An 18,643-nucleotide genomic window follows, 5' to 3' on the forward strand; every position below is an offset into this window, starting at 1 on the left:
TCGCGCTGATCGCCGACAAGCCGCCATGCGCAAAACGGGATGCCCGCGTAATCGCGGCGTAAGGATTAGTCCGCCTCGAAGCGGTAGCCGACGCCCGGCTCGGTCAGGATCATCCGGGGCGCCGAGGGTTCGGCCTCCAGCTTCTGGCGAAGCTGGCCTATGAACACCCGAAGATACTGGGTGTCCTCCACATGCGCCGGTCCCCAGATGGCGGTCAGCAGGTCCTTGTGGGTAAGCAACCGCCCCTGGGCGCGAGCGAGCCGAGCCAGAAGGTCGAATTCCTTGGGCGACAGCTTCACCGGCGCCCCGGCCCGCATGACCTTGTGCTTGTCCAGATCGATGAGGATGTCGCCGGCCTGGATCTGCGACGGCCCGGCCCCGGCCTTGCCCGCATGGCGCAGGGCCACTCGGAGGCGGGCCAGAAGCTCGCCGACCCCGAAGGGTTTTTCAACATAGTCGTCGGCGCCCTTGTCCAGGGCGTCGATTTTCTCGATCTCGCGATCGCGGGCCGACAGGATAAGGATCGGCCCGGTATAGAAAGCCCGCGCCTTTTCCAGCACTTGTTTGCCGTCCATGTCCGGCAGGCCCAGATCCAGCACCACCGCATCAGGGCTCCAAAGGGCGATGGCGCGCAGACCCTCCTGCCCGCTCTCAGCCTTCAGCGGCTCATAGCCGGCCGCCTCCAGGGCGGGGCCGAGGAACCGCTGGATCTGCGGCTCGTCGTCGATGACGAGGATGCGCTGGCGAGATCCGGTCATAGCAGGTGATGCGGCGTCTGGATCGCCTTGGGCAGGCTGATCAGGACGCGTGTTCCCTTGCCGTCGCGGATCGGGCTGGCGGCGGCGATACGGCCGCTCATCGCCTCGACGAAGCCCTTGGCGATGGCCAGACCGAGCCCTGCGCCTTTGCGGCGATCAGTGGGCTCGTCCATGCGGCGGAACTTCTCGAACACGCGCTCCAGCTCCTGGGTGGGAATGCCCTTGCCCTCGTCCTCGATGCTGATGACGACATTGCCGCGATCCTCATAGACCGCCAGCTCGATCGCCGCATCAGGCGGACTATAGGCGATGGCGTTCTCCAGGATATTGACCACCGCCTGCTCCAAAAGGCCGGCGTCCGCTTGCACCAGGGTCAGCTTGGCCGGGTAGTCACGACTGACGATACGCCCCTCCAAGCGGCGATGAACACGCTGCGCCGCCGCGTTGAGCACGTCGCGCAGGTCGGTCGGCTCGGCGCGCACGGACAGGCCGCCGCCCTCCAGCCGCGTCATGTCCAGGAGGTCACCCACATAGCGGCTCAAGCGTTCGGCCTCCTCACGGATGGAGACCAGAAGATCGGCGCGCACCGCGGCTTTGAGCGACCTGCCGTAGTCGATCAGGGTGGTGGAGGCGCCCAGCACGGTCGACAGGGGGGTGCGCAGATCATGGCTGATGGAGTTCATCAGGGCCGAGCGGAAACGGTCGGCCCTGCGCAGGGTCTCGGCCTCCACCGCGTCGGCGGCCAGCTCGGCGCGCTCCAGGGCCACGGCGCCCTGCTCCAGAAGGGCGGTCACCAGGCGTTCGTCCTCGGCGCTCGCGCGCGCGGCGCCGCGCTTGACGCCCGCGACGCCGGCCCGGGCCCGCACCCCTTCCAGGGGACGGAAAGTCCAGGGCGTTTGCGGCAAGGTGCCGGTGCCCGCCCCGGCCGGCTCGCCCTTCTCCCAGGCCCAGCGCGCGGCGGCCATGGCGGTCGTGTCCAGCACCTCCAGCTCGGGCGCCCCGGCGACGATGGCGATCTCGCCATCGCGCGGCAGGAGCACCAAGGCCTTGCCGCCAGCGGCCGCCGCGGTCTGTTCAGCCAGGGCTTTCGCAGCGGCGGTCTTGTCGGCGGCGGCGGACAGGGTTCGGCTGGCCGCCAGCAGCGCCGAGACCGCCGCCGCTCGCCTTTGCGCGGCTCGCGCCTGGTCCCGCACCCGCCCCGCCAGGCCGCCCGTCGCCAGGGCCACCGCCCAGAACACAATCAGGGTCAGCACGTCGGTCGGCGAGCCGATGGCCAGGCTGTAGCGCGGCTCCAGGAACAGAAAGTTGTAGATCAGGAAGGCGACGGTGGCCGCCGCCAGGGCTGGCCGAAGACCGTAGAGGACCCCCGCGCCCAGCACCGCGGCCAGGAAGATCATCGACAGATCGACGCGCGCCGAGATGCTGTCGAGCCCCCAGGCCGCCAGGGTGGCGGCGACCACGAAACCGGCGCCCGTGAAATAGCCGAGCCAGCCCTCCGCCAGGTCCAACTTCGGGGCAGGCGCAGCGGCCTCCTCCGCCCGGTCCGTGACGATATGGATCGCCGCCCCCCGCGAGCGGCGCAGGAGCGCCGCCGCCAGGGAGCGTCCCAGCGCCTCTCGCAGACGGCTGTCGCGGGACTTGCCGATGACGATCTGGGTGACGTTGTTGCGGCGGGCGTAGTCGAGGACCGCGCCGACCAGATCATCGCCGGTCAGGGTGACGGTCGAGCCGCCCAGCTGCTCGGCCAGCTTGATCGCCTCGAACAGCCTGGCCGCGTCGCTGCGCCGCGCCGGCTGCTCCACATGCGCCACGGTCCACGGCGCATCCATCATCATGTCCGACAGACGCCGGCCGGTGCGCACCAGATTGGCGGCCATGGGGTCGCCGCAGACCAGGACGAGGATCCGCTCGCCCGCCGCCCAGGGGCCCTCCACCCCCTTCTCGCGCATGGCGGCGACCAGCTGGTCGTCCACGGTCTGCGCGGCCCGGCGCAGGGCCAGTTCGCGAAGGGCGGTGAGGTTCTCGACCTTGAAGAAGTTGTCCGCCGCCAGCCGGGCCGTCTCGGGCACATAGACCTTGCCATCGGTCAGGCGCTGGCGAAGCTCGTCCGGGGTGATGTCGACGACTTCGATATCGTCGGCCCGCGACAGGGCGCTGTCAGGGACCGTCTCGCGCTGGCGCACGCCGGTGATGCGCAGCACCACATCGACCAGGCTCTCCAGGTGCTGAACGTTCAGGGTGGTCCAGACGTCGATCCCGGCGGCCAGCAGTTCGGCCACGTCCTGCCAGCGCTTGGGATGGCGTGAGCCGGGCGCGTTGGAATGGGCGTATTCGTCGACCAGCAGCAGGGCCGGCTTGCGCGCCAGGGCGGCGTCGAGGTCGAACTCCATCAGGGTGCGGCCGTGATGCTCGATGGGCGCGCGGGGCAGCACTTCCATGCCGCGCAGCAGGGCCTCGGTCTCACGCCGGCCGTGGGTCTCCACCACCCCGATCAGCACGTCGCCGCCCTCCGCCTTTCGGCGGCGAGCGGCGCGCAGCATCTCGTAGGTCTTGCCGACCCCGGGCGACATGCCGAGGAAAACCTTCAGCTTGCCTCGCCGCGCCTTCTGGGCGGCGGCGAGGAGCGCGTCGGGGTCGGGGCGCGGCGGCTCTTCGATCACAGTCTATCGAGCGCCCTGTTGACGGCGAGGACGTTGACCCGCGGCTGGCCGATGAAGCCCAACAGCGGCTGCTGCGTCTCGTTTTCGATCACCGTCTGCACCTGGCGGACCGTCAGCCCTCGGGCTGCCGCGACACGCGGAGCCTGAAGACGGGCATAGGCCGGAGAGATGTCCGGGTCGAGTCCCGAGCCGGACGCGGTGACCGCATCGGCGGGAATGGCCCGGCTCGGCGCCTCCACGCGCAGGGCGTCGGCCTCCGTCTTCACGCGCTCGGCCAGATCGGTGTTGAGCGGACCCATATTGGAGCCGCTGGAGGCCGAGGCGTCATAACCGTCACCGGCCGCCGAGGGCCGCGGGTGCAGGTACTTGGCGTCGCTGAACCCCTGGCCGATCAGGGCGGAGCCGACGATCTGGCCCTGATCGTCGCGGATCAGGCTGCCGTCAGCTTGCGACGGGAAGATCGCCTGCCCCAGGCCCGTAACCGCCAGGGGATAGCCTAAGCCGAGGATCACCGTGAACAGGACCATCGAGACGATGGCCGGACGGATGTGCTGGATCATCACGCTCTCCTAGAAGCGCTTGGAGACGCCGACATAGACCTGGGCGTCGGGGGTCTTGTCGTTGAGGCCGAAATTGCCGCCGACATCGAACTGCAGGGTCGGCGCCGCCAGCCAGACGACGGCGGCGTCGGCCGAGAACTGGGTGACGGTGTCGGCCGGATCGAAGTTGGTGTTGGTCCAAAGCTCGCCATAGAGGGTGACCGTGGAGCTGATCGGCCGAGCCAGGTTGACCAGGTTGGTCACCGCCAGGTGGCGGCCATCCCCATCGGCGTCGAGCAGCAGGTCGGCCTGCGGACCGAAGGTCAGGGTGAAGCCGTCCAGGGCCACGCTGACCGGCAGGGCGACGCCGCCCTCGACCTCGTCATTGCCCAGCCCGTCGGCGGCGGTCGGAATCTTCACATAGGGAATGACCGAGACCGTCGTCCTGCCGCCCGTCTTCAAGGCCTGCTTGTAGCGCACATAGACGTCGCCCGAGCCGCTGATCTTGTTCGCGCCGGTCACGCGGCTTTCCACATAGGGCGTCCAGGTCACCTGCAGGTCGCTCTTGTCGCTGAGGCCGTATTTGACGGTTGTCGCGCCGTAGGCCGTGGTCTTGGCGACAACCCCGCCGGCCTTGTTGCGCGTGAAGTTGACGCCATCGGCCTCGACCTGCCAGGCGCCGGCGACGACCGTGCAGGTGGCGTTGGCCTTGGTCGGCCGGTCGGTGCAGATCGGAGCCTCTTGGGCGCTGGCCTCAGCGGCTGTGAGCGCGGCGGCGGCGGTCATGCCGAGGAAAGTCGACAGGTAGAAGAAACGCTTGTTCATAACGATAGTCCTTGGGGAACCGACGCTCAGGCCGGGCCGACGGCGGAGAGGAAGAGGTCGATGAGCTTGATGCCGACGAACGGGGCGACGAGACCGCCGAGGCCGTAAACCAGCAGGTTGCGTGAGAGCAGGTTCGCGGCGCCGACGGCCCGGTACTTCACGCCCCTCAGGGCTAGCGGGATCAGCACGACGATCACCAGGGCGTTGAAGATCACCGCCGACAGGATCGCGCTCTGTGGACTGGCCAGGCCCATGATGTTCAGGGCGCCCAGCTGCGGCAGAGCCGCGGTGAACAGCGCCGGGATGATGGCGAAGTACTTGGCCACGTCGTTGGCGATGGAGAAGGTGGTCAGCGCGCCGCGGGTGATGAGCATCTGTTTGCCCACCTCCACGATCTCGATGACCTTGGTGGGATCGCTGTCGAGATCGACCATGTTGCCGGCCTCGCGGGCGGCCTGGGCGCCGGTCTGCATGGCGACGCCGACATCGGCCTGAGCGAGCGCCGGAGCGTCGTTGGCGCCGTCGCCGCACATGGCCACCAGACGTCCCTTGGCCTGCTCCGCCCGGATCAGGCGAAGCTTGTCCTCGGGCGTGGCCTCGGCGAGGAAGTCGTCGACGCCGGCCTCTGACGCGATGGCGGCGGCGGTCACCGGGTTGTCCCCTGTGATCATCACCGTGCGCAGGCCCATGCGGCGAAGGTCGGCGAAGCGGGCCTTCACCCCGGGCTTCACCACGTCCTTCAGGTGGATCACCCCGACCAGGGCGCCGTCCTGGCTGACCGCCAGGGGCGTGCCGCCCGAGCGGGCGATGCGGTCGATGGCGGCTTCCAGCACGCTCGGCGGGACCGCCAGCTTGCAGGTGCGCAGGACCGCGTCGACCGCGCCCTTGCGCCAGCTGTGGCCGTCGGCGTCGAGGCCCGACTGACGGGTCACGGCGCTGAACGGGATGGCGCTGGCGCCCTTGGGCGTCTCGATGACCACGCCGAGGTTGCGGCCATGCTCGATGATCGAGCGGCCTTCCGGGGTCTCGTCGGCCAGGGAGGCGATGACGGCGGCGCGCAAGGCGGCCTCCGGACGCACGCCCGGCGCGGCGATCACCTCGGTGGCCATGCGGTTGCCGAAGGTGATGGTGCCGGTCTTGTCGAGCAGCAGGGTGTCGGCGTCGCCCGCGGCTTCCACGGCCCGACCGGACGTGGCCAGGACGTTGACCTTCAGCAGCCGGTCCATGCCGGCGATGCCGACGGCGGAAAGCAGGCCGCCGATGGTGGTCGGTATCAGGCAGACGAACAGCGCGCCGAGCACCAGCGGATCAAGCTCGACGCCCGAGAACTTGCCCAGGCCCAGCAGGGTGACGACGGCGATCAGGAAGATCAGGGTCAGACCCGCCAACAGCACGGCCAGCGCGATCTCGTTAGGCGTCTTGCGGCGGTCGGCGCCCTCGACCATCGCGATCATGCGGTCGAGGAAGGACGAGCCCGGCTGGCTGGTGACGCGCACCTTGAGCCAGTCTGAGACCACGGTCGTGCCGCCGGTCACCGCGCTGCGGTCGCCGCCGCTTTCGCGGATGACGGGGGCGCTCTCGCCGGTGATGGCCGCCTCGTTGACGCTGGCCACGCCCTCAACGATCTCGCCGTCGGCGGGGACCACGTCGCCGGCCTCGACCAGGACGATCTCGCCGACGTTCAGCTTGTGGGCCGGGGTCGGGATGATCGTTCCCGTCTTCAGGTCTATGATCAGCTTGGCCTTGGTGGTGACCCGGGCCGCGCGCAGACTGTCCGCCGCCGCCTTGCCGCGCCCTTGCGCGATGCTCTCGGCGAAGTTGGCGAACAGCACCGTGGCCCATAGCCAAAGGGCGATCTGAACGGCGAACCCGGCCGCGGTCCCCGTCGCCACGGCGGCGACGGCCGAGACGGTGGAGAGCACCGCCACCGCCCAGGTGGCGAAGATCACCGGATTGCCGGTCAGGGCGCGGGGGTCGAGTTTGAGAACCGCGTCGCGCACGGCGCGGCCCATCATGTTCGGCGTCAGGCTGGCGGCGAAGCCGAGGCCCTTGTGCGACGAAGGTGTCGAATAGGTCATGGGGGGAGGTCCCTTAAGACCCGGAGACCGCCGCCAGCACCTGGAAGTGCTCGACGATCGGACCCAGGGCGAGAGCCGGGAAGAACTGCAGCCCGCCGAGGATCAGGATCACCCCGATCAGCAGGCCGATGAACAGGCCGCCGTGGGTCGGCAGCGTGCCGGCCGTGGGCGCCAGCTTGGGCTTGGCCGCCAGGGCGCCGCCGATGGCCAGCACCGCGACGATGGGGGCGAAGCGGCCCATCAGCATGGCCAAGCCCAAGGTGGTGTTCCACCACGGCGCGTTGGCGGTCAGGCCGGCGAAGGCCGAGCCGTTGTTGGCCGTGCCGGAGACGTAGGCGTAGAGGATCTCCGACAGGCCGTGCGGCCCCTCGTGCATCAGGCCCTTCAGCGCCTCGGGCAGGACGGCGGCGAGCGCGGAAAAGCTGAGCATAGCCAGGGGAATGACCAGCACCGCCAGCATGGCGAAGGTGATCTCCCGCCCCTCGATCTTCTTGCCGAGGTATTCCGGCGTGCGGCCGACCATCAGGCCGGCCACGAAGACCGACAGCATGGCCATGACGACCATGATGGCGATGCCCGAGCCGATGCCGCCGGGCAGGATCTCGCCCAGCTGCATCAGGAACATGGCTGTCCCGCCGCCCAGGGGCATCAGGCTGGAGTGCATGCCGTTGACCGAGCCGTTGGACGCGCCCGTGGTCATGGCGGCCCAGGCGGCGGTGGCCGGCGCGCCGAAGCGCACCTCCTTGCCCTCCATGTTGACCGCAGCATCGACGCCGGCGGCGACCAGGGCGGGAGCGGCTTGCGTCTCGGCCCAATAGATCGCGCCGGCGCCGGCGAAGAGCAGGATGAAGGCCGCCGTCGCCAGGGCTTTTACATCCTTCTTGGCGAAGGCCGACCGGCCGAAGGCGAAGAACGCCGCCCAGCCCAGCATGTTGATCGACACCGCCGTGATCAGGTTGGTCAGCGGGCTGGGGTTCTCGAAGGGGTGGGCGGAGTTGGCGTTGAAGACGCCGCCGCCATTGATGCCCAGTTGCTTGACCGCCTCCTGAGAGGCGACCGGGAACAGGGCGATCTTCTGCTGCGCGCCTTCCAGCGTCGCGGCGACCACGCCGGCGTTGAGCGTTTGCGGCAGGCCGAGCGCCACCAGAACGACGGCGAGGATGAGGCACAGCGGCAGCAGCACCCACAGGGTCGTGCGAACCAGGTCCGCCCAAAAGTTGCCGACGCCCGTCCCGCGATTGGCGGTGAAGGCGCGGGCCAAAGCCGCGGCGATGGCGGCGCCGGTGGCGGCGGAGACGAAGTTCTGCACCGTCAGAACCAGCATCTGGCTGAGCGTCGACATGGTGGTCTCGCCGCCATAGCTTTGCCAGTTGGTGTTGGTAACGAAGCTGACGGCGGTGTTGAACGCCAGGTGCGGCGCAAGCCCGTCAAACCCCTGCGGGTTCAGCGGCAGGGCGCCTTGCAGGCGCAGCACGCCATAGACGAACGCAAAGCCGACGAAGTTGAACGCCAGCAGCGCGCCGGCGTAGCCGAGCCAGGTCTGGCTCTTGTCCGGGTCCACGCCGCAACCGGCGTAGAACAGCTTCTCGATGGGACGCAGGATGGGGTCGAGCCAGGTTCGCTCCCCATTCCAGACGCGTGACATGTAGACGCCGACCGGCCAGCCGATGGCCACGGCCAGTCCCAGCGTCAGGGCGATCTCCGCCCAGCCTTGGAAATTCATGGAAGATGTCCGTTAGAAACGGTCGGGCCGCAGCAAGGCCGCGACCATGTACGCCGCGACGCTCAGCGCCCCGGCGGCCCACAGAAGGTCGATCCACATGGGTCAGACCTTCTTCAGCGCAACGGCGAAGGCGGCGAAGGCCAAAAACGCCCCGCCGCCCAACGCCAGAAAGATCAGATCGGCCATCGGCCTCATGCTCCAGCTTGGAAAAACTGGGCGTGGTGTGATCCTCATGGCCGTAACGGGGCCATCAGGGATCGCGCGTCGCGCATAAGGACGGCGTAAAGGCCGCGATCAGTCCGAGACCTAAACGCCCGCCAATGCCGCCAGATAGGCCTCCATCAGACGCACCAACTCGTCCTCCAGCGCGACAGGATCCAGGGCCAGATCCTCCTCCGCCGCCGAGGCGCGCAGCAGGCTGACCGCCGCGTGGGTGAGGATGAACGCACGCTCCGGCGTCAGGGTGATGTCCAGCTGCGCCTTGCCGGCGATGGCGGCCAAGAAGAGTTCGTGGTGGCGCAGGAGCACCGCCTCGCCCTTGCTGAACAGCGCGCCCAGCAAGGCATGGCGCGTGGCCGGCGAGCCTTCGAACCCGTTCATCAGGGCGCGGACGATGGGTCGCACGCTGCCCAGGTTGGGCTGCTCGATCAGCATGGCGGCGATGCTGTCGCGCACCGCTTCGGCGCGGCGCTGGGCCATGACCGCCAGGATGTCGTTCTTGTCGGCGAAGTACTGGTAGAGCGTGCCGATGCTCACCCCCGCCCGCGCGGCGATGTGGTTGGTCGTCAGGGCGTCAAAGCCCCGCTCCTCCAGAAGCTGAAAGGTGGCGTCGACAATGGCGTCCACGGTCGATGCGGCGCGAGCCTGGCGAGGAGATCGTCTCGTCTTTTCAGTCACTTGATGTCGCCTCCAAGGCGCCGACACGCCCTCGGTCGAAGGCGAGTAGGAACATGAGCAATGCTTACATAACCTGATGAGAGACGACAGGATCCACCCGATGGATCCGAAAAAAGCAGGAGCAGACATGATCCGCAGCATTGAAGAGGTCCGGTCGCGGGTGGCCGCCCAGAAGACCCTGCTGCCGGCCTTCTACGGCGCCGTCGATTTCGACCACACGCCCGAGCGTTTCACCGATGACGCCAGAGCGGCCGTCGTCACCGATCGCGCGCCCATGGGCGTGCGGGTGACCCAGGATGATCTCGATCGCGTGCGAGCCTACACCATGCTGGGCGATCATGTGGCCGACGCCTATGCGGCGCTCATCCCCGACTATGGCTTTCGCCGCCTGATCGCCATGCTGACCCAGGCCTGTGAACAGGGCGTCGACGCCGTGAAGGATGCGCCGCCTCAACTTCGCGCCTTCATCGCCGACATGGAGGACACGCCCGACTGGGTCGATATGGATCTGGTGCGCCGGGGCGCGCGGCTGGACCGCAACGCCACCGCACATCTGGCGCCCTTCGCCATCCGCGGGGCGTTCATGGCCACGTTCCTGAACAAGTACGCCGCCCTGCCCATGGCCCTGACCGGCACGCTCAGCAACGACACGGCGGCCAAGCGGGTCAACGAGACGGCGACCTTCTTCACCACCACCGTCCTGCCCGGCGCGCTCGAACGCCATGGGGAGGGCTTCAAGGCCGCCGCCATGGTGCGGCTGATGCACTCGATGGTGCGCTTCAACGCCCTGCGCTCGGGACAGTGGGACACCAAGATCTATGGCGTTCCGATCCCGCAGGTGGACCAGATGCCCGCCGGCCTGATCCCGATCTTCCTCATGGCCTTCGCCATGATCCGCAAGGGACGCACCAGCTTCACCCGCGACGAGCGGGCCAAGGTGGAACTCGCCCGCTACCGCTGCTTTCTGCTGGGCCTGCCGCAGGACCTGTTGGCCGACACGCCCGAAGGGATCGTGCGGATCATGACCGCCCGCAACAGCACCCTGCGTCGCGGCTTCGACGACGCCACCTCCGGAGCGCTGATCCGCGCCACCCTGGACGCCTACCTGCCGCCCGATCGCTCGCCGACCAACCGGCTGCATGACCGACTGGAGCGCCGCTTCGCCAGGACCTTCTTCCTGCGCCACTTCATGGAGGGTGATCGGCTCAAGGCTCGCGAGATGGGCATCGAGGTGAGCCGGTTGGACGAGGTGGTGTTCGTCGCCTGCGGCCTGCTGGTCTACGGACGGCTCGCGGCGTTCCGGATCGCCGGCAAGGTGCCCGGTCTGCGCGACGTCACCGATGCGATTTTGGTGCGGCGCATCCGCCAGCTCCTCGTCCGCTACGGACACGCCGAGTACACGACGGACGCCGCCCGGTACCGTTCGGCGGCGCGGGCTTCGGTTGGATCTGCGTGAACGGTGTGATCGTGTGCGCTACAGCCTGCCGTGCGCAACGGATCCGGTCGGGTGCGGATACCGCTTGGAGGGCCGAAGACGCCCAACCGTCGCGGACTCCTGCTCGCCAGTATTGACCGTCTTTTGGGTCATTTACGGCCTTGGAACCAAAGCTGGGTCATTTTTGGATATGCGCAACAGACGCGGACACGGCTCCGATGCCCAACGGTTCTTTCGGACTCGCCGCCGCCGACGAGCCCTGCGCAACCTGCTCACCCAGCGGACCGCCGGCTTCGTCGCCGTAGCGCTGATTCCGATCGGCTTGGCTCTCAACGCCCCTGCGATCCAACGCCTGATCTTAACCGGGCAAAGCGCCGGGACAGCTGCGTCGATCTCCGTTCCTGCGCAGTCTGTCGCTCCCGATCAAAGTGGCCCGCCAAAGACCGACACCAAGCGTGTCGGTATCACCACCCCTTCAGGAGACCCCGTTGGCGCCAGCTCGCGTGACGAGGTCGCCCCCGATCCTCCCGTGCGGTCCCCAGGCCTCAGCCGTCAGGATCTGATCTCTGGCGCAGACATCCGTGTCGTCGATGGAGATACGATCCGGCTACCGGACGGCGAGCGGGTTCGTATTCTCAACATCGACACTCCGGAGATGCCGCCTCGCGCCCGATGTGAACGGGAAGGCGCTTTGGCTCTACAAGCCAGGGATCGGACTCAAGAACTCGTGCTCGCCGGCGATCTGAGCCTTCTCGCTAGCGGGAGAAATCGCGATCGCTATGGACGACTGCTACGGCGCATTGAAATCAATGGACGCGATCTGGGCGAGCAACTGATCAGCGAAGGCCTGGCTCAGCGCTGGTCGGGGTCCAAGGCGCGATGGTGCTGACGAGGCTCACGTTGAGCCGTCAGCCAACAGGACCGTCACTGGAACCAGCGGCCAAAGCGGTCATGCTCGTCGTCGAGGACACTAACGATGTGCGAGCCCATGCCGTCACGATCTCGCACGAGCTTGACTGTCGCGAGCTTGAGCTCGTTGCGCCCGCGCAAAAGCATGGCCCTGGAGGTATCGGCCGGAGCTATATCAGCCGCGGTCGAGTTGGACACAGTCCACAAGTTGGGAAGACAGCTTTGCGATGAGGCCTTGCAGGTCGGCCAACCGCGCGGCCTGATCGTCACGGATGGCCTTTAAGGTGTTGATGAGTTCGGCAGCGTCACCCGCATCAACGACCTGCTGGATCTGATCGAGACTCAGACCATGGCGGCGCAGCGTCACGATACGTGCCGCTCGATCCGCGCTTCGCGGGTCGTAGTGGCGCGCGCCGCCTCGGCCCCGGGAAGACTGGATCAGGCCCCGCTCCTCATAGAAACGAAGCGTGCGGGCGCTGACCCCAAGTCGCGGCGCAAGGTCCTGGATCGAGCACGCCACCGGCGGGCCCTGGTGAACGGACTGGGTCATGCCGGTCAGCGCCGCTGCAGGCCAAGGCTGATGCGGCGGGCGGCGTCTGCGAGAAGATCGCCCATGGCTTCGCACGCCGCCTCGTCCACCCGCTCGACTGGCGCAGAGACCGAGATCGCCGCGAACGGTTCGCCGCGACTATTTCTGATCGCCGCGCCGACACCGTTTTCATTGGGCCAATTGGTGCGGTAGGCGGTGGCGAACCCACGCTGACGCACCTGAGCCAACTCCAGGCGCAGAGCCTGCGGGTCGGTGACCGTAAGGGCGGTGACCTTCTGCAACGGCGCGGCGAGATAGGCCTCGAGTTCATCCTCGGGCAGGGTCGCCAACATGGCTCGCCCCAAGGAGGAAGGGTGCATCGGGCCTGGCCGCCACAGGGGCCAAGCATGGGTCACAGGGTTGATGCCGTCCAACCGCTCGACCAGCGCCATGCGAAAGCCGTCGCGCACCGCCAGATAGACGGATTCCGAGGTACGCCGGCGCAGCTCCTCCATCACCGGGATGGCGGCGGCGCGAAGATGCCGGGTGGCGAAGTCGGAAGGGCCGACCGCCAGGCCAGCGCGCAGGGATAGCGACCAGGCTCCCTTCTCGTCGGAAACAGTCTCGATCCAGCCGGCCTCCCCCAACGCACGCAAAGCGCGCTGTACGGTCGATTTGGGCAGGTCCAGCTCGCGAGCGAGTTCTGAGACCCCCGCCGGCTGCAATCGGCCGAGGACCTCAAGGATGTTCAAAGCCGTCTCGATGGGGCGCATGGGGGTCTTCTACGTACTCTTGATCGTTCAGTGACGCTGCTTCGCGGCGCGATGCAACTCAGCGGGCCACCAGACGCACAAGCTCGCCCCCCGAGCGCAAAGACGAGATGTCCCAGACGGCGGCGACGACATCGCGCGCGCGGCCCGCGCCGAGGAGCGGGCTCATCAGCTCCAGCGCCTTGGCCTCCACGTCAGCCTTGCTCATCGGATGGGAAGGGAAGCCCGCCACCCAAGGGACAAAGATCTCGTGCCGACGGCCGTCCTCTTGGACCACGACCACGCGCGCCGACTCGGTGCGGGCGGATCCTTCGGCATGCTCCTGGGCCGGATCATGGACCACATCGACCTTGGCCATCATCGCCTTGGCGGCGGGATCTCCATGCATGCGCTTGAGCGACTGGGCCGAGACGAAGTCCAGGCGCCCGTCAATGAGGATGATGGCCGACAGATAGCGCAGGTTGAGCGCCGGCATCTCGGCGTTGCGGAAGGCGTCCCAACGGCCGGGCATGGAGATGGTCACGCTGGCGACCCTGCCGCGGTCGATCCTGGGCAGCAGCTTCAGCAGGCCGTCGACGGCCGGCTGGGTCGGGCCGCCCACCGGGTAGCGCTTGTAGGCGGTCTCATGAAGCTCGGTGCGCTCGCCCAGCTTGTCGATCAGATAGTCGGGATTGTTGCCCTCACCGCGGAAGATCGGTGAGCGGAACCAGCCGTTGGAGCGATCGAAGCTGTTGCGAACGCCGGTGAAGCCGGCCTCGACCATCAAGGCCGCCTGCAGGCCGTTGCGCGCGCCCATGCCGGCGAAGACGAAGGATTTCTCGATGTGCTCGACGTCCGACATCCACTGCCAGGATCCGGACGCCTGCTGGGCGCAGTAGGTAAGGACGTCGCCGATGCGATCCTCCGCGATCCCCAGGATCGAGGCGGCGGTCGCCGCCGTGCCGAACACCGGCCCAAAGCCATGATTGGCGATGTTGGCCTTTTGCAAATTCTTGTTGCCGATGGCGCGGGGCACGCGGCCGGCCAGTTCATAGCCGACGATCACCGAGCGCAGGACCTGCTCTCCGGACTTGCCGCGCGCCTGGGCCAAGGCCAGGGCGGCGGTGACGACGGAGGGCCCAGGCTGAACGAAGGAGGCCGGATTGAAATCGTTGATCTCGGCGCCGTGGGCGGTCATCGCCCCGGCGAAGACGGCGTCTACGAGCGCTGCCTTCTGGTTCGACGCCAGGATCGTCACGGCGCTCCTCTTGGCGTCGCCAGTCTGGGCCAGGGCGTAGTTGCGGGCCAGGACCGAGGGCTCCAGGTCGCGGCACGCCACGGCCGAGGCCAGGGTGTCGAGGATGTGGCGACGGGCCAGTTCCCGGTGCTCTTCGGGAAAGTCGAAGGACTGGCTGGTGGCGATATAACGCGACAGCGCCGCAGTGGTCTTGCCAGCCGGCTCGGCGCTGGCCGCAGAAGCGGCCTGCCTGGCCGCCGCGGGCAAGGCGGGCAGCGCCAGGCCGCCCAGGGCGAAGGCGGCCAGTACGTCTCTTCGGTTGGCGTCGGTCATGGCGTATCTCCGTTCCAAAAGGCTGCGGGCCCGCGGCTTAGCGGGCCCGCGAGGGAGGATTGCTTAGAAGCGGCGGGTCAGGCCGATCGAGTAGCGGCGCTGCAGCAGGTCATAGAGCGCAAGATCAGTAGCCCCCTGCCCCACCCAGCCCGGAGGCGCCTCGTCGAGCAGGTTCTGGACGCCTGCCCGAAGGCGGGTCTTCTCATCGAACTGATAGCTGGCGGCCAGATCGAAGTACTGGCGCGTCTTCACACCGGGCAACGTCGAGTTGGCCACGCCCACGGCGCTGTAGTGGCTCATGCTGTCGTTCCAGCGATAGCTCAGCCGAACCTCCAGCGGACCTTTGCGCCAACCGGAGGTCAGGGCGACTTTCCAGTCGGGGAAGCCGATGGCGCCGCTGTCGATCTGGCTGTTGCCGATCGTCCCCGCATAGTCGAGGAACGGGGCTCCGGCGAGGTTTTGGATCTTGTAGTCCAGCAACCGGGTCACGATCAGATTGAAGCTGAGCGCGCCGGAGTCGCCCAGGCCGATGTCGGCGAGGTCGAAGCCCCAGTCGACCTGGACGTCGACGCCCGACGTCTTGTAGGCGGCCAGGTTGAGGGTCGGCTGGCGCTGGGTCTCGATGCCGCCGTTGGCGTTGCGCTCGGTCAGGCTGCAATAGAAGTTGGTCGGATCATAGGTGGGGTTGGACTGGCCATCGGCATTGAAGCAGCGCGACAGGCCCACCTGGGCGGTGATCACCCCGATCGCGTCCTCCACCTCGATATTGTAGTAGTCGACCGAGGCCGACAGGCGGCGCAAGAGCGGGGTGTCAAAGCGGCTTTGCCACACTAGACCCGCGGTGATGGTGTTGGCCTTTTCCTCCTCCAGCGCCTCGTTGCCCGAGGCCAGGCCGCCCACCGAACTGCCGGCGAAGCGGTAGATGTCGATGATGCTGGCGCCGACGCCTTGAGCCAGGCAAAGCCCCCGAACCTGCGCGGCGTTGGGGTTCAAGGCGGCGTTGCGCAGGCGCCCGCCCACATCGCACGGATCGCCGGCGCCGATGGCGGTCGAGCCCAGCGCGGCGGACGCACGCTCCGGCGGCGCATAGAGCTCGCCCAGGCTCGGCGCGCGGATTGCGCGCTGGTAGCCGCCGCGGGCGCGAAGACCTGCGCCCAGGGCCCAGTCGACGGACGCCTTGTAGGTGTTGACCCCACCAACGAGGTTGTAGTCGGAGTGGCGCAAGGCCAGGTCCAGGTTCAACTCGTCGATGAATGGCAGGTCGCGCAGAACCGGCACGAAGACCTCGGCGAAGATCTCGCGCACATTGTAAGAGCCGTCGGTGGGCCCGGTCAGCTGCACCGGCCACACCTCGTTGTACACCCGCGCATTGTCGGGGGCGTATTCATAGGTGGCGCGGCGATAGCTGGCGCCGGCGGCGAACCGCACCTGGCCCGCCGGCAGCGCCAAGAGGCCGCCCTGCAACGATCCTTCGACGATCTGCTGAGTAAGCTCGGTCGTCTCTTTGAGATTGCGGTTGAGGAAGTTGTAGCAGCCCTCCTGCCCCGGGGTGTCCTCGAGAGCGGCGGGGATGAACGGATTGAACCCGCCGGGGCAGATCGAGGCGCCGCCGTCGGCGGCGTTCACCAGGGTGTTCCAGGCGGCGATGTTGACGAAGCCCGAGCTGGTCTCATTCGTCTTGGTCGTGCCGTAGGAGCCGTAGACGTCGAACGTCCAGTCGCGGAACGGCACCTTGCCCTTCACCCCCAGGACCGTCTCGTTCAGGTCATAGGCGAACTGGTAGTCGGTGCGGCCGATGCGGCTGGTGCTGAAGACGAAGTTGGCCGGCGCATTCGGGTTTGGCCGTGAGGCCAGGATCGTGCGTAGGTCGGCTGGAATGAATGGGTTGGTGACCGGGATCAGGCCAGCGGGCGTGCCCGAGCCCGCCGACCAGCCGGCGCGGCTATAGGCGCTGTCGTAATGCATGTGGTTGAACTGGAAGTAGGCTTCCACATCGTCCGTCACGTCGTAGGAGCCGCGCACGAAAGCGGTGTAGCGCTCGATCGGGGTCTGCAGCGGCAAGGTGTTGCCAAGCGGGAAGACCACCCGATCCTCGTAGGTCACGTAAGGGTCGTCATCCGGATACCGCAGGTTGAGGATCGGCGCGGCGGTCGTGAAGATCGTGCCGTCACGGTTGACCCCGAAGGAGGCGTTGCGCGCCGGCGTGCCTGCGCCGTAGCGTCCGAACACGGTGTTGAGCACCGCCTGGGACGGCAGGTTGCTGGCCGCCGAGACGAAGCCCCCGCCCTGCAGGGCCGAGGCGAACCCCGAGCGCTCGAAGAAGGGGCGGCTGTCGCGATAGGCGCCTTGGCGATCGAAATAGGTGACAGCGGCGACGATGCGGCCGCGGTCATCGTTGGCGCCCGCGCCGAAGGTCGCCGAGAAGGAAACCGCCTCGGCGTCGTTGCGGTCGGTGATCCCGTAGGAGGCGTCGAGCTCCAGGCCTTCGAAGTCACGCTTGAGCTTGAAGTTGACCACCCCGGCGATGGCGTCCGAGCCATAGATGGCCGAGGCGCCGCCGGTGATGATTTCGACGTTCTCCACCAAGGCTGGGGTGATGGTGTTGAGGTCAACAGCACCCAGCGCGTCGGAGGGCTGGGTGCGGCGCCCGTCGATCAGCACCAGGGTGCGCTGGATGCCCAGGCCGCGCAGGTTGGCGTTGTTGCGCCCCTGGCGGGCGGGACTGGAGCCGCTGTTGGCGTTGCTGGCCGCGAACTGCGGCATCTGGTTGAAGGTGGCGTCTAGGGTCGCCGGCCCGCGGGCGGCGATGGCGTCGGCCCCCACCGTCACGATCGGGCTTTCGGCCACATAGTCGGTCCGCGCGATGCGCGATCCAGTGACGACGATCTCCTCGACTTCGGCCGACTCCTGGGCGACCGCCGCGCCCCCCCACAGCAAGGCGAGCGCCGAGGCGCCGCAGATGACGTTCAACCGCATGATCCACCCTAACTTGTTATCGTGCCGTCTTGCGGCACGCTTTGCCATTACATGCTGTCTCGGACGGAACGCCGTGTCAAACGCGCGTTAGAATGGCGGGTATCGCAGCGTCGATTGCGGTGGCGTGGATTTAGATTTGGCCGACGGTTTCGGCGAGGCGGGCGGTGGCGAGCAGGAGGGCCTCAGCGGTCTTGGCCAGCTGCGGCTCATCGAGCCGGGAGGCCGGCCCCGATATGGTCAGGGCGCCGGCGGCGCGCCCATCGCGGCTCATGATGGGCGCGGCGATGGCGACGACGTCGCTTTCGGGGCGAGACATGGCGTAGCCGCGCCGGCGGATCGCCTCCAGCTCGTCCATGAAAGCGGCCGCATCGAAGTCGCGCCGATTGAGCAGGCGCGCGGCGACCCGCTCGACGATCGCCGCGGCGTCCGGCGCGTGAGCCAAGATGGCTTGCCCACCCGCCGCCAAGGGGGCCGGCACACGACTGCCGGGCCCGGTGCTGAAGCGCATCGGCCGGGGTGACACAAGCTTGTCCAAAAAGAGCACGTCGTCCCCGCTAAGGACGGTCAGGCTCACCGTCTCGGCCGTGGCGGCGTGAAGATCGGCCATGAAGGGCGCAGCCGCGCGGCGCACGGGATGCTGGCTGACCGCGCCCATGCCGATCTCCCACGCCTTCAGGGTTGGACGATAGCGATCGGTGACCGGCTCCTGGTCGACATAGCCGAGCGCCATCAAGGTGCGCAGCAGGCGATGGACGGTGCTCTTCTGCAGCGCCAGATTCTGGGCGACATCGGACAGTCGAACCGGCGCCGGCGCCCTGGCCACCGCTTCGAGGATCGAAAACGCCCTCATCACCGACTGGTCCAACGCACGGCTCCTCGTCTGCGTCCCTGGCTTACGAGCGGCGACGGCGAGCCGCAAGGTCGGCGCATTGACATTTCGAACAAGCGTTCGACTATTAGCCGTAAGAACGAAACGCCGTTCCGCCTGACGGAAC

General features: G+C 67.8%; 15 protein-coding genes. 2 read left to right on the forward strand and 13 right to left on the reverse strand.

Annotated elements, in window-relative coordinates; all coding sequences use genetic code 11:
• Nucleotides 1-65: 65 nt before the first annotated feature.
• The 8 genes from ABOZ73_RS08395 to ABOZ73_RS08430 form a co-directional block, all read right to left on the reverse strand.
• On the reverse strand, nucleotides 66-758 hold the full coding sequence (locus ABOZ73_RS08395; RefSeq protein ID WP_369062294.1) for a winged helix-turn-helix domain-containing protein: 693 nt from the start codon (nucleotides 756-758) through the stop codon (nucleotides 66-68).
• Nucleotides 755-3,328 carry a DUF4118 domain-containing protein gene (locus ABOZ73_RS08400; protein WP_369062507.1) on the reverse strand — a complete coding sequence of 858 codons (2,574 nt, stop codon included), beginning with the start codon at nucleotides 3,326-3,328 and terminating at the stop codon, nucleotides 755-757. Before ABOZ73_RS08400 ends, ABOZ73_RS08395 begins: the two co-directional genes overlap by 4 nt.
• An 86-nt stretch (nucleotides 3,329-3,414) precedes the next feature.
• Nucleotides 3,415-3,978 carry a potassium-transporting ATPase subunit KdpC gene (gene kdpC, locus ABOZ73_RS08405; protein ID WP_369062295.1) on the reverse strand — a complete coding sequence of 188 codons (564 nt, stop codon included), beginning with the start codon at nucleotides 3,976-3,978 and terminating at the stop codon, nucleotides 3,415-3,417.
• Nucleotides 3,979-3,987: 9 nt separating this feature from the next.
• Entirely contained in the window at nucleotides 3,988-4,782 is a 795-nt protein-coding gene (locus tag ABOZ73_RS08410; protein ID WP_369062296.1) for a transporter, read from the reverse strand.
• A 26-nt stretch (nucleotides 4,783-4,808) separates the two neighbouring features.
• The gene (gene kdpB, locus ABOZ73_RS08415) at nucleotides 4,809-6,860 is read right to left on the reverse strand and encodes a potassium-transporting ATPase subunit KdpB (protein WP_369062297.1); all 2,052 of its coding nucleotides are present in this window, start codon (nucleotides 6,858-6,860) and stop codon (nucleotides 4,809-4,811) included.
• Nucleotides 6,861-6,873: 13 nt separating this feature from the next.
• Nucleotides 6,874-8,583, reverse strand: a complete 1,710-nt coding sequence (gene kdpA / locus ABOZ73_RS08420; RefSeq protein WP_369062298.1) for a potassium-transporting ATPase subunit KdpA — start codon at nucleotides 8,581-8,583, stop codon at nucleotides 6,874-6,876.
• A 12-nt stretch (nucleotides 8,584-8,595) separates the two neighbouring features.
• Entirely contained in the window at nucleotides 8,596-8,682 is an 87-nt protein-coding gene (locus ABOZ73_RS08425; protein ID WP_369062508.1) for a potassium-transporting ATPase subunit F, read from the reverse strand.
• A 207-nt stretch (nucleotides 8,683-8,889) separates the two neighbouring features.
• A complete protein-coding gene (locus ABOZ73_RS08430) occupies nucleotides 8,890-9,480 on the reverse strand; it encodes a TetR/AcrR family transcriptional regulator (protein WP_369062299.1) in 591 nt (196 codons plus the stop codon).
• A gap of 127 nt (nucleotides 9,481-9,607) precedes the next feature.
• Here ABOZ73_RS08430 and ABOZ73_RS08435 point away from each other — a divergent pair, with 127 nt between their 5' ends.
• A complete protein-coding gene (locus ABOZ73_RS08435) occupies nucleotides 9,608-10,936 on the forward strand; it encodes an oxygenase MpaB family protein (protein ID WP_369062300.1) in 1,329 nt (442 codons plus the stop codon).
• A gap of 169 nt (nucleotides 10,937-11,105) precedes the next feature.
• Nucleotides 11,106-11,804, forward strand: a complete 699-nt coding sequence (locus tag ABOZ73_RS08440; protein ID WP_369062301.1) for a thermonuclease family protein — start codon at nucleotides 11,106-11,108, stop codon at nucleotides 11,802-11,804.
• 195 nt (nucleotides 11,805-11,999) lie between these two features.
• Here ABOZ73_RS08440 and ABOZ73_RS08445 read toward each other — a convergent pair whose 3' ends face one another.
• The 5 genes from ABOZ73_RS08445 to ABOZ73_RS08465 all read right to left on the reverse strand — a co-directional run bounded on the left by ABOZ73_RS08445 (nucleotide 12,000) and on the right by ABOZ73_RS08465 (nucleotide 18,567).
• Nucleotides 12,000-12,374: a MerR family transcriptional regulator gene (locus ABOZ73_RS08445; protein ID WP_369062302.1), complete on the reverse strand. Its 375-nt coding sequence runs from the start codon at nucleotides 12,372-12,374 to the stop codon at nucleotides 12,000-12,002.
• A 5-nt stretch (nucleotides 12,375-12,379) separates the two neighbouring features.
• Entirely contained in the window at nucleotides 12,380-13,126 is a 747-nt protein-coding gene (locus ABOZ73_RS08450; protein ID WP_369062303.1) for an IclR family transcriptional regulator, read from the reverse strand.
• Nucleotides 13,127-13,184: 58 nt separating this feature from the next.
• Nucleotides 13,185-14,672, reverse strand: coding sequence for an MmgE/PrpD family protein (locus tag ABOZ73_RS08455; RefSeq protein WP_369062304.1), 1,488 nt, complete (start codon nucleotides 14,670-14,672; stop codon nucleotides 13,185-13,187).
• A gap of 63 nt (nucleotides 14,673-14,735) precedes the next feature.
• Nucleotides 14,736-17,648, reverse strand: a complete 2,913-nt coding sequence (locus ABOZ73_RS08460) for a TonB-dependent receptor (RefSeq protein WP_369062305.1) — start codon at nucleotides 17,646-17,648, stop codon at nucleotides 14,736-14,738.
• A gap of 130 nt (nucleotides 17,649-17,778) precedes the next feature.
• Nucleotides 17,779-18,567 carry an IclR family transcriptional regulator gene (locus ABOZ73_RS08465; RefSeq protein ID WP_369062306.1) on the reverse strand — a complete coding sequence of 263 codons (789 nt, stop codon included), beginning with the start codon at nucleotides 18,565-18,567 and terminating at the stop codon, nucleotides 17,779-17,781.
• Nucleotides 18,568-18,643: the final 76 nt, after the last annotated feature.

It is taken from the genome of Caulobacter sp. 73W (genome assembly GCF_041021955.1).
GTDB lineage: Bacteria > Pseudomonadota > Alphaproteobacteria > Caulobacterales > Caulobacteraceae > Caulobacter.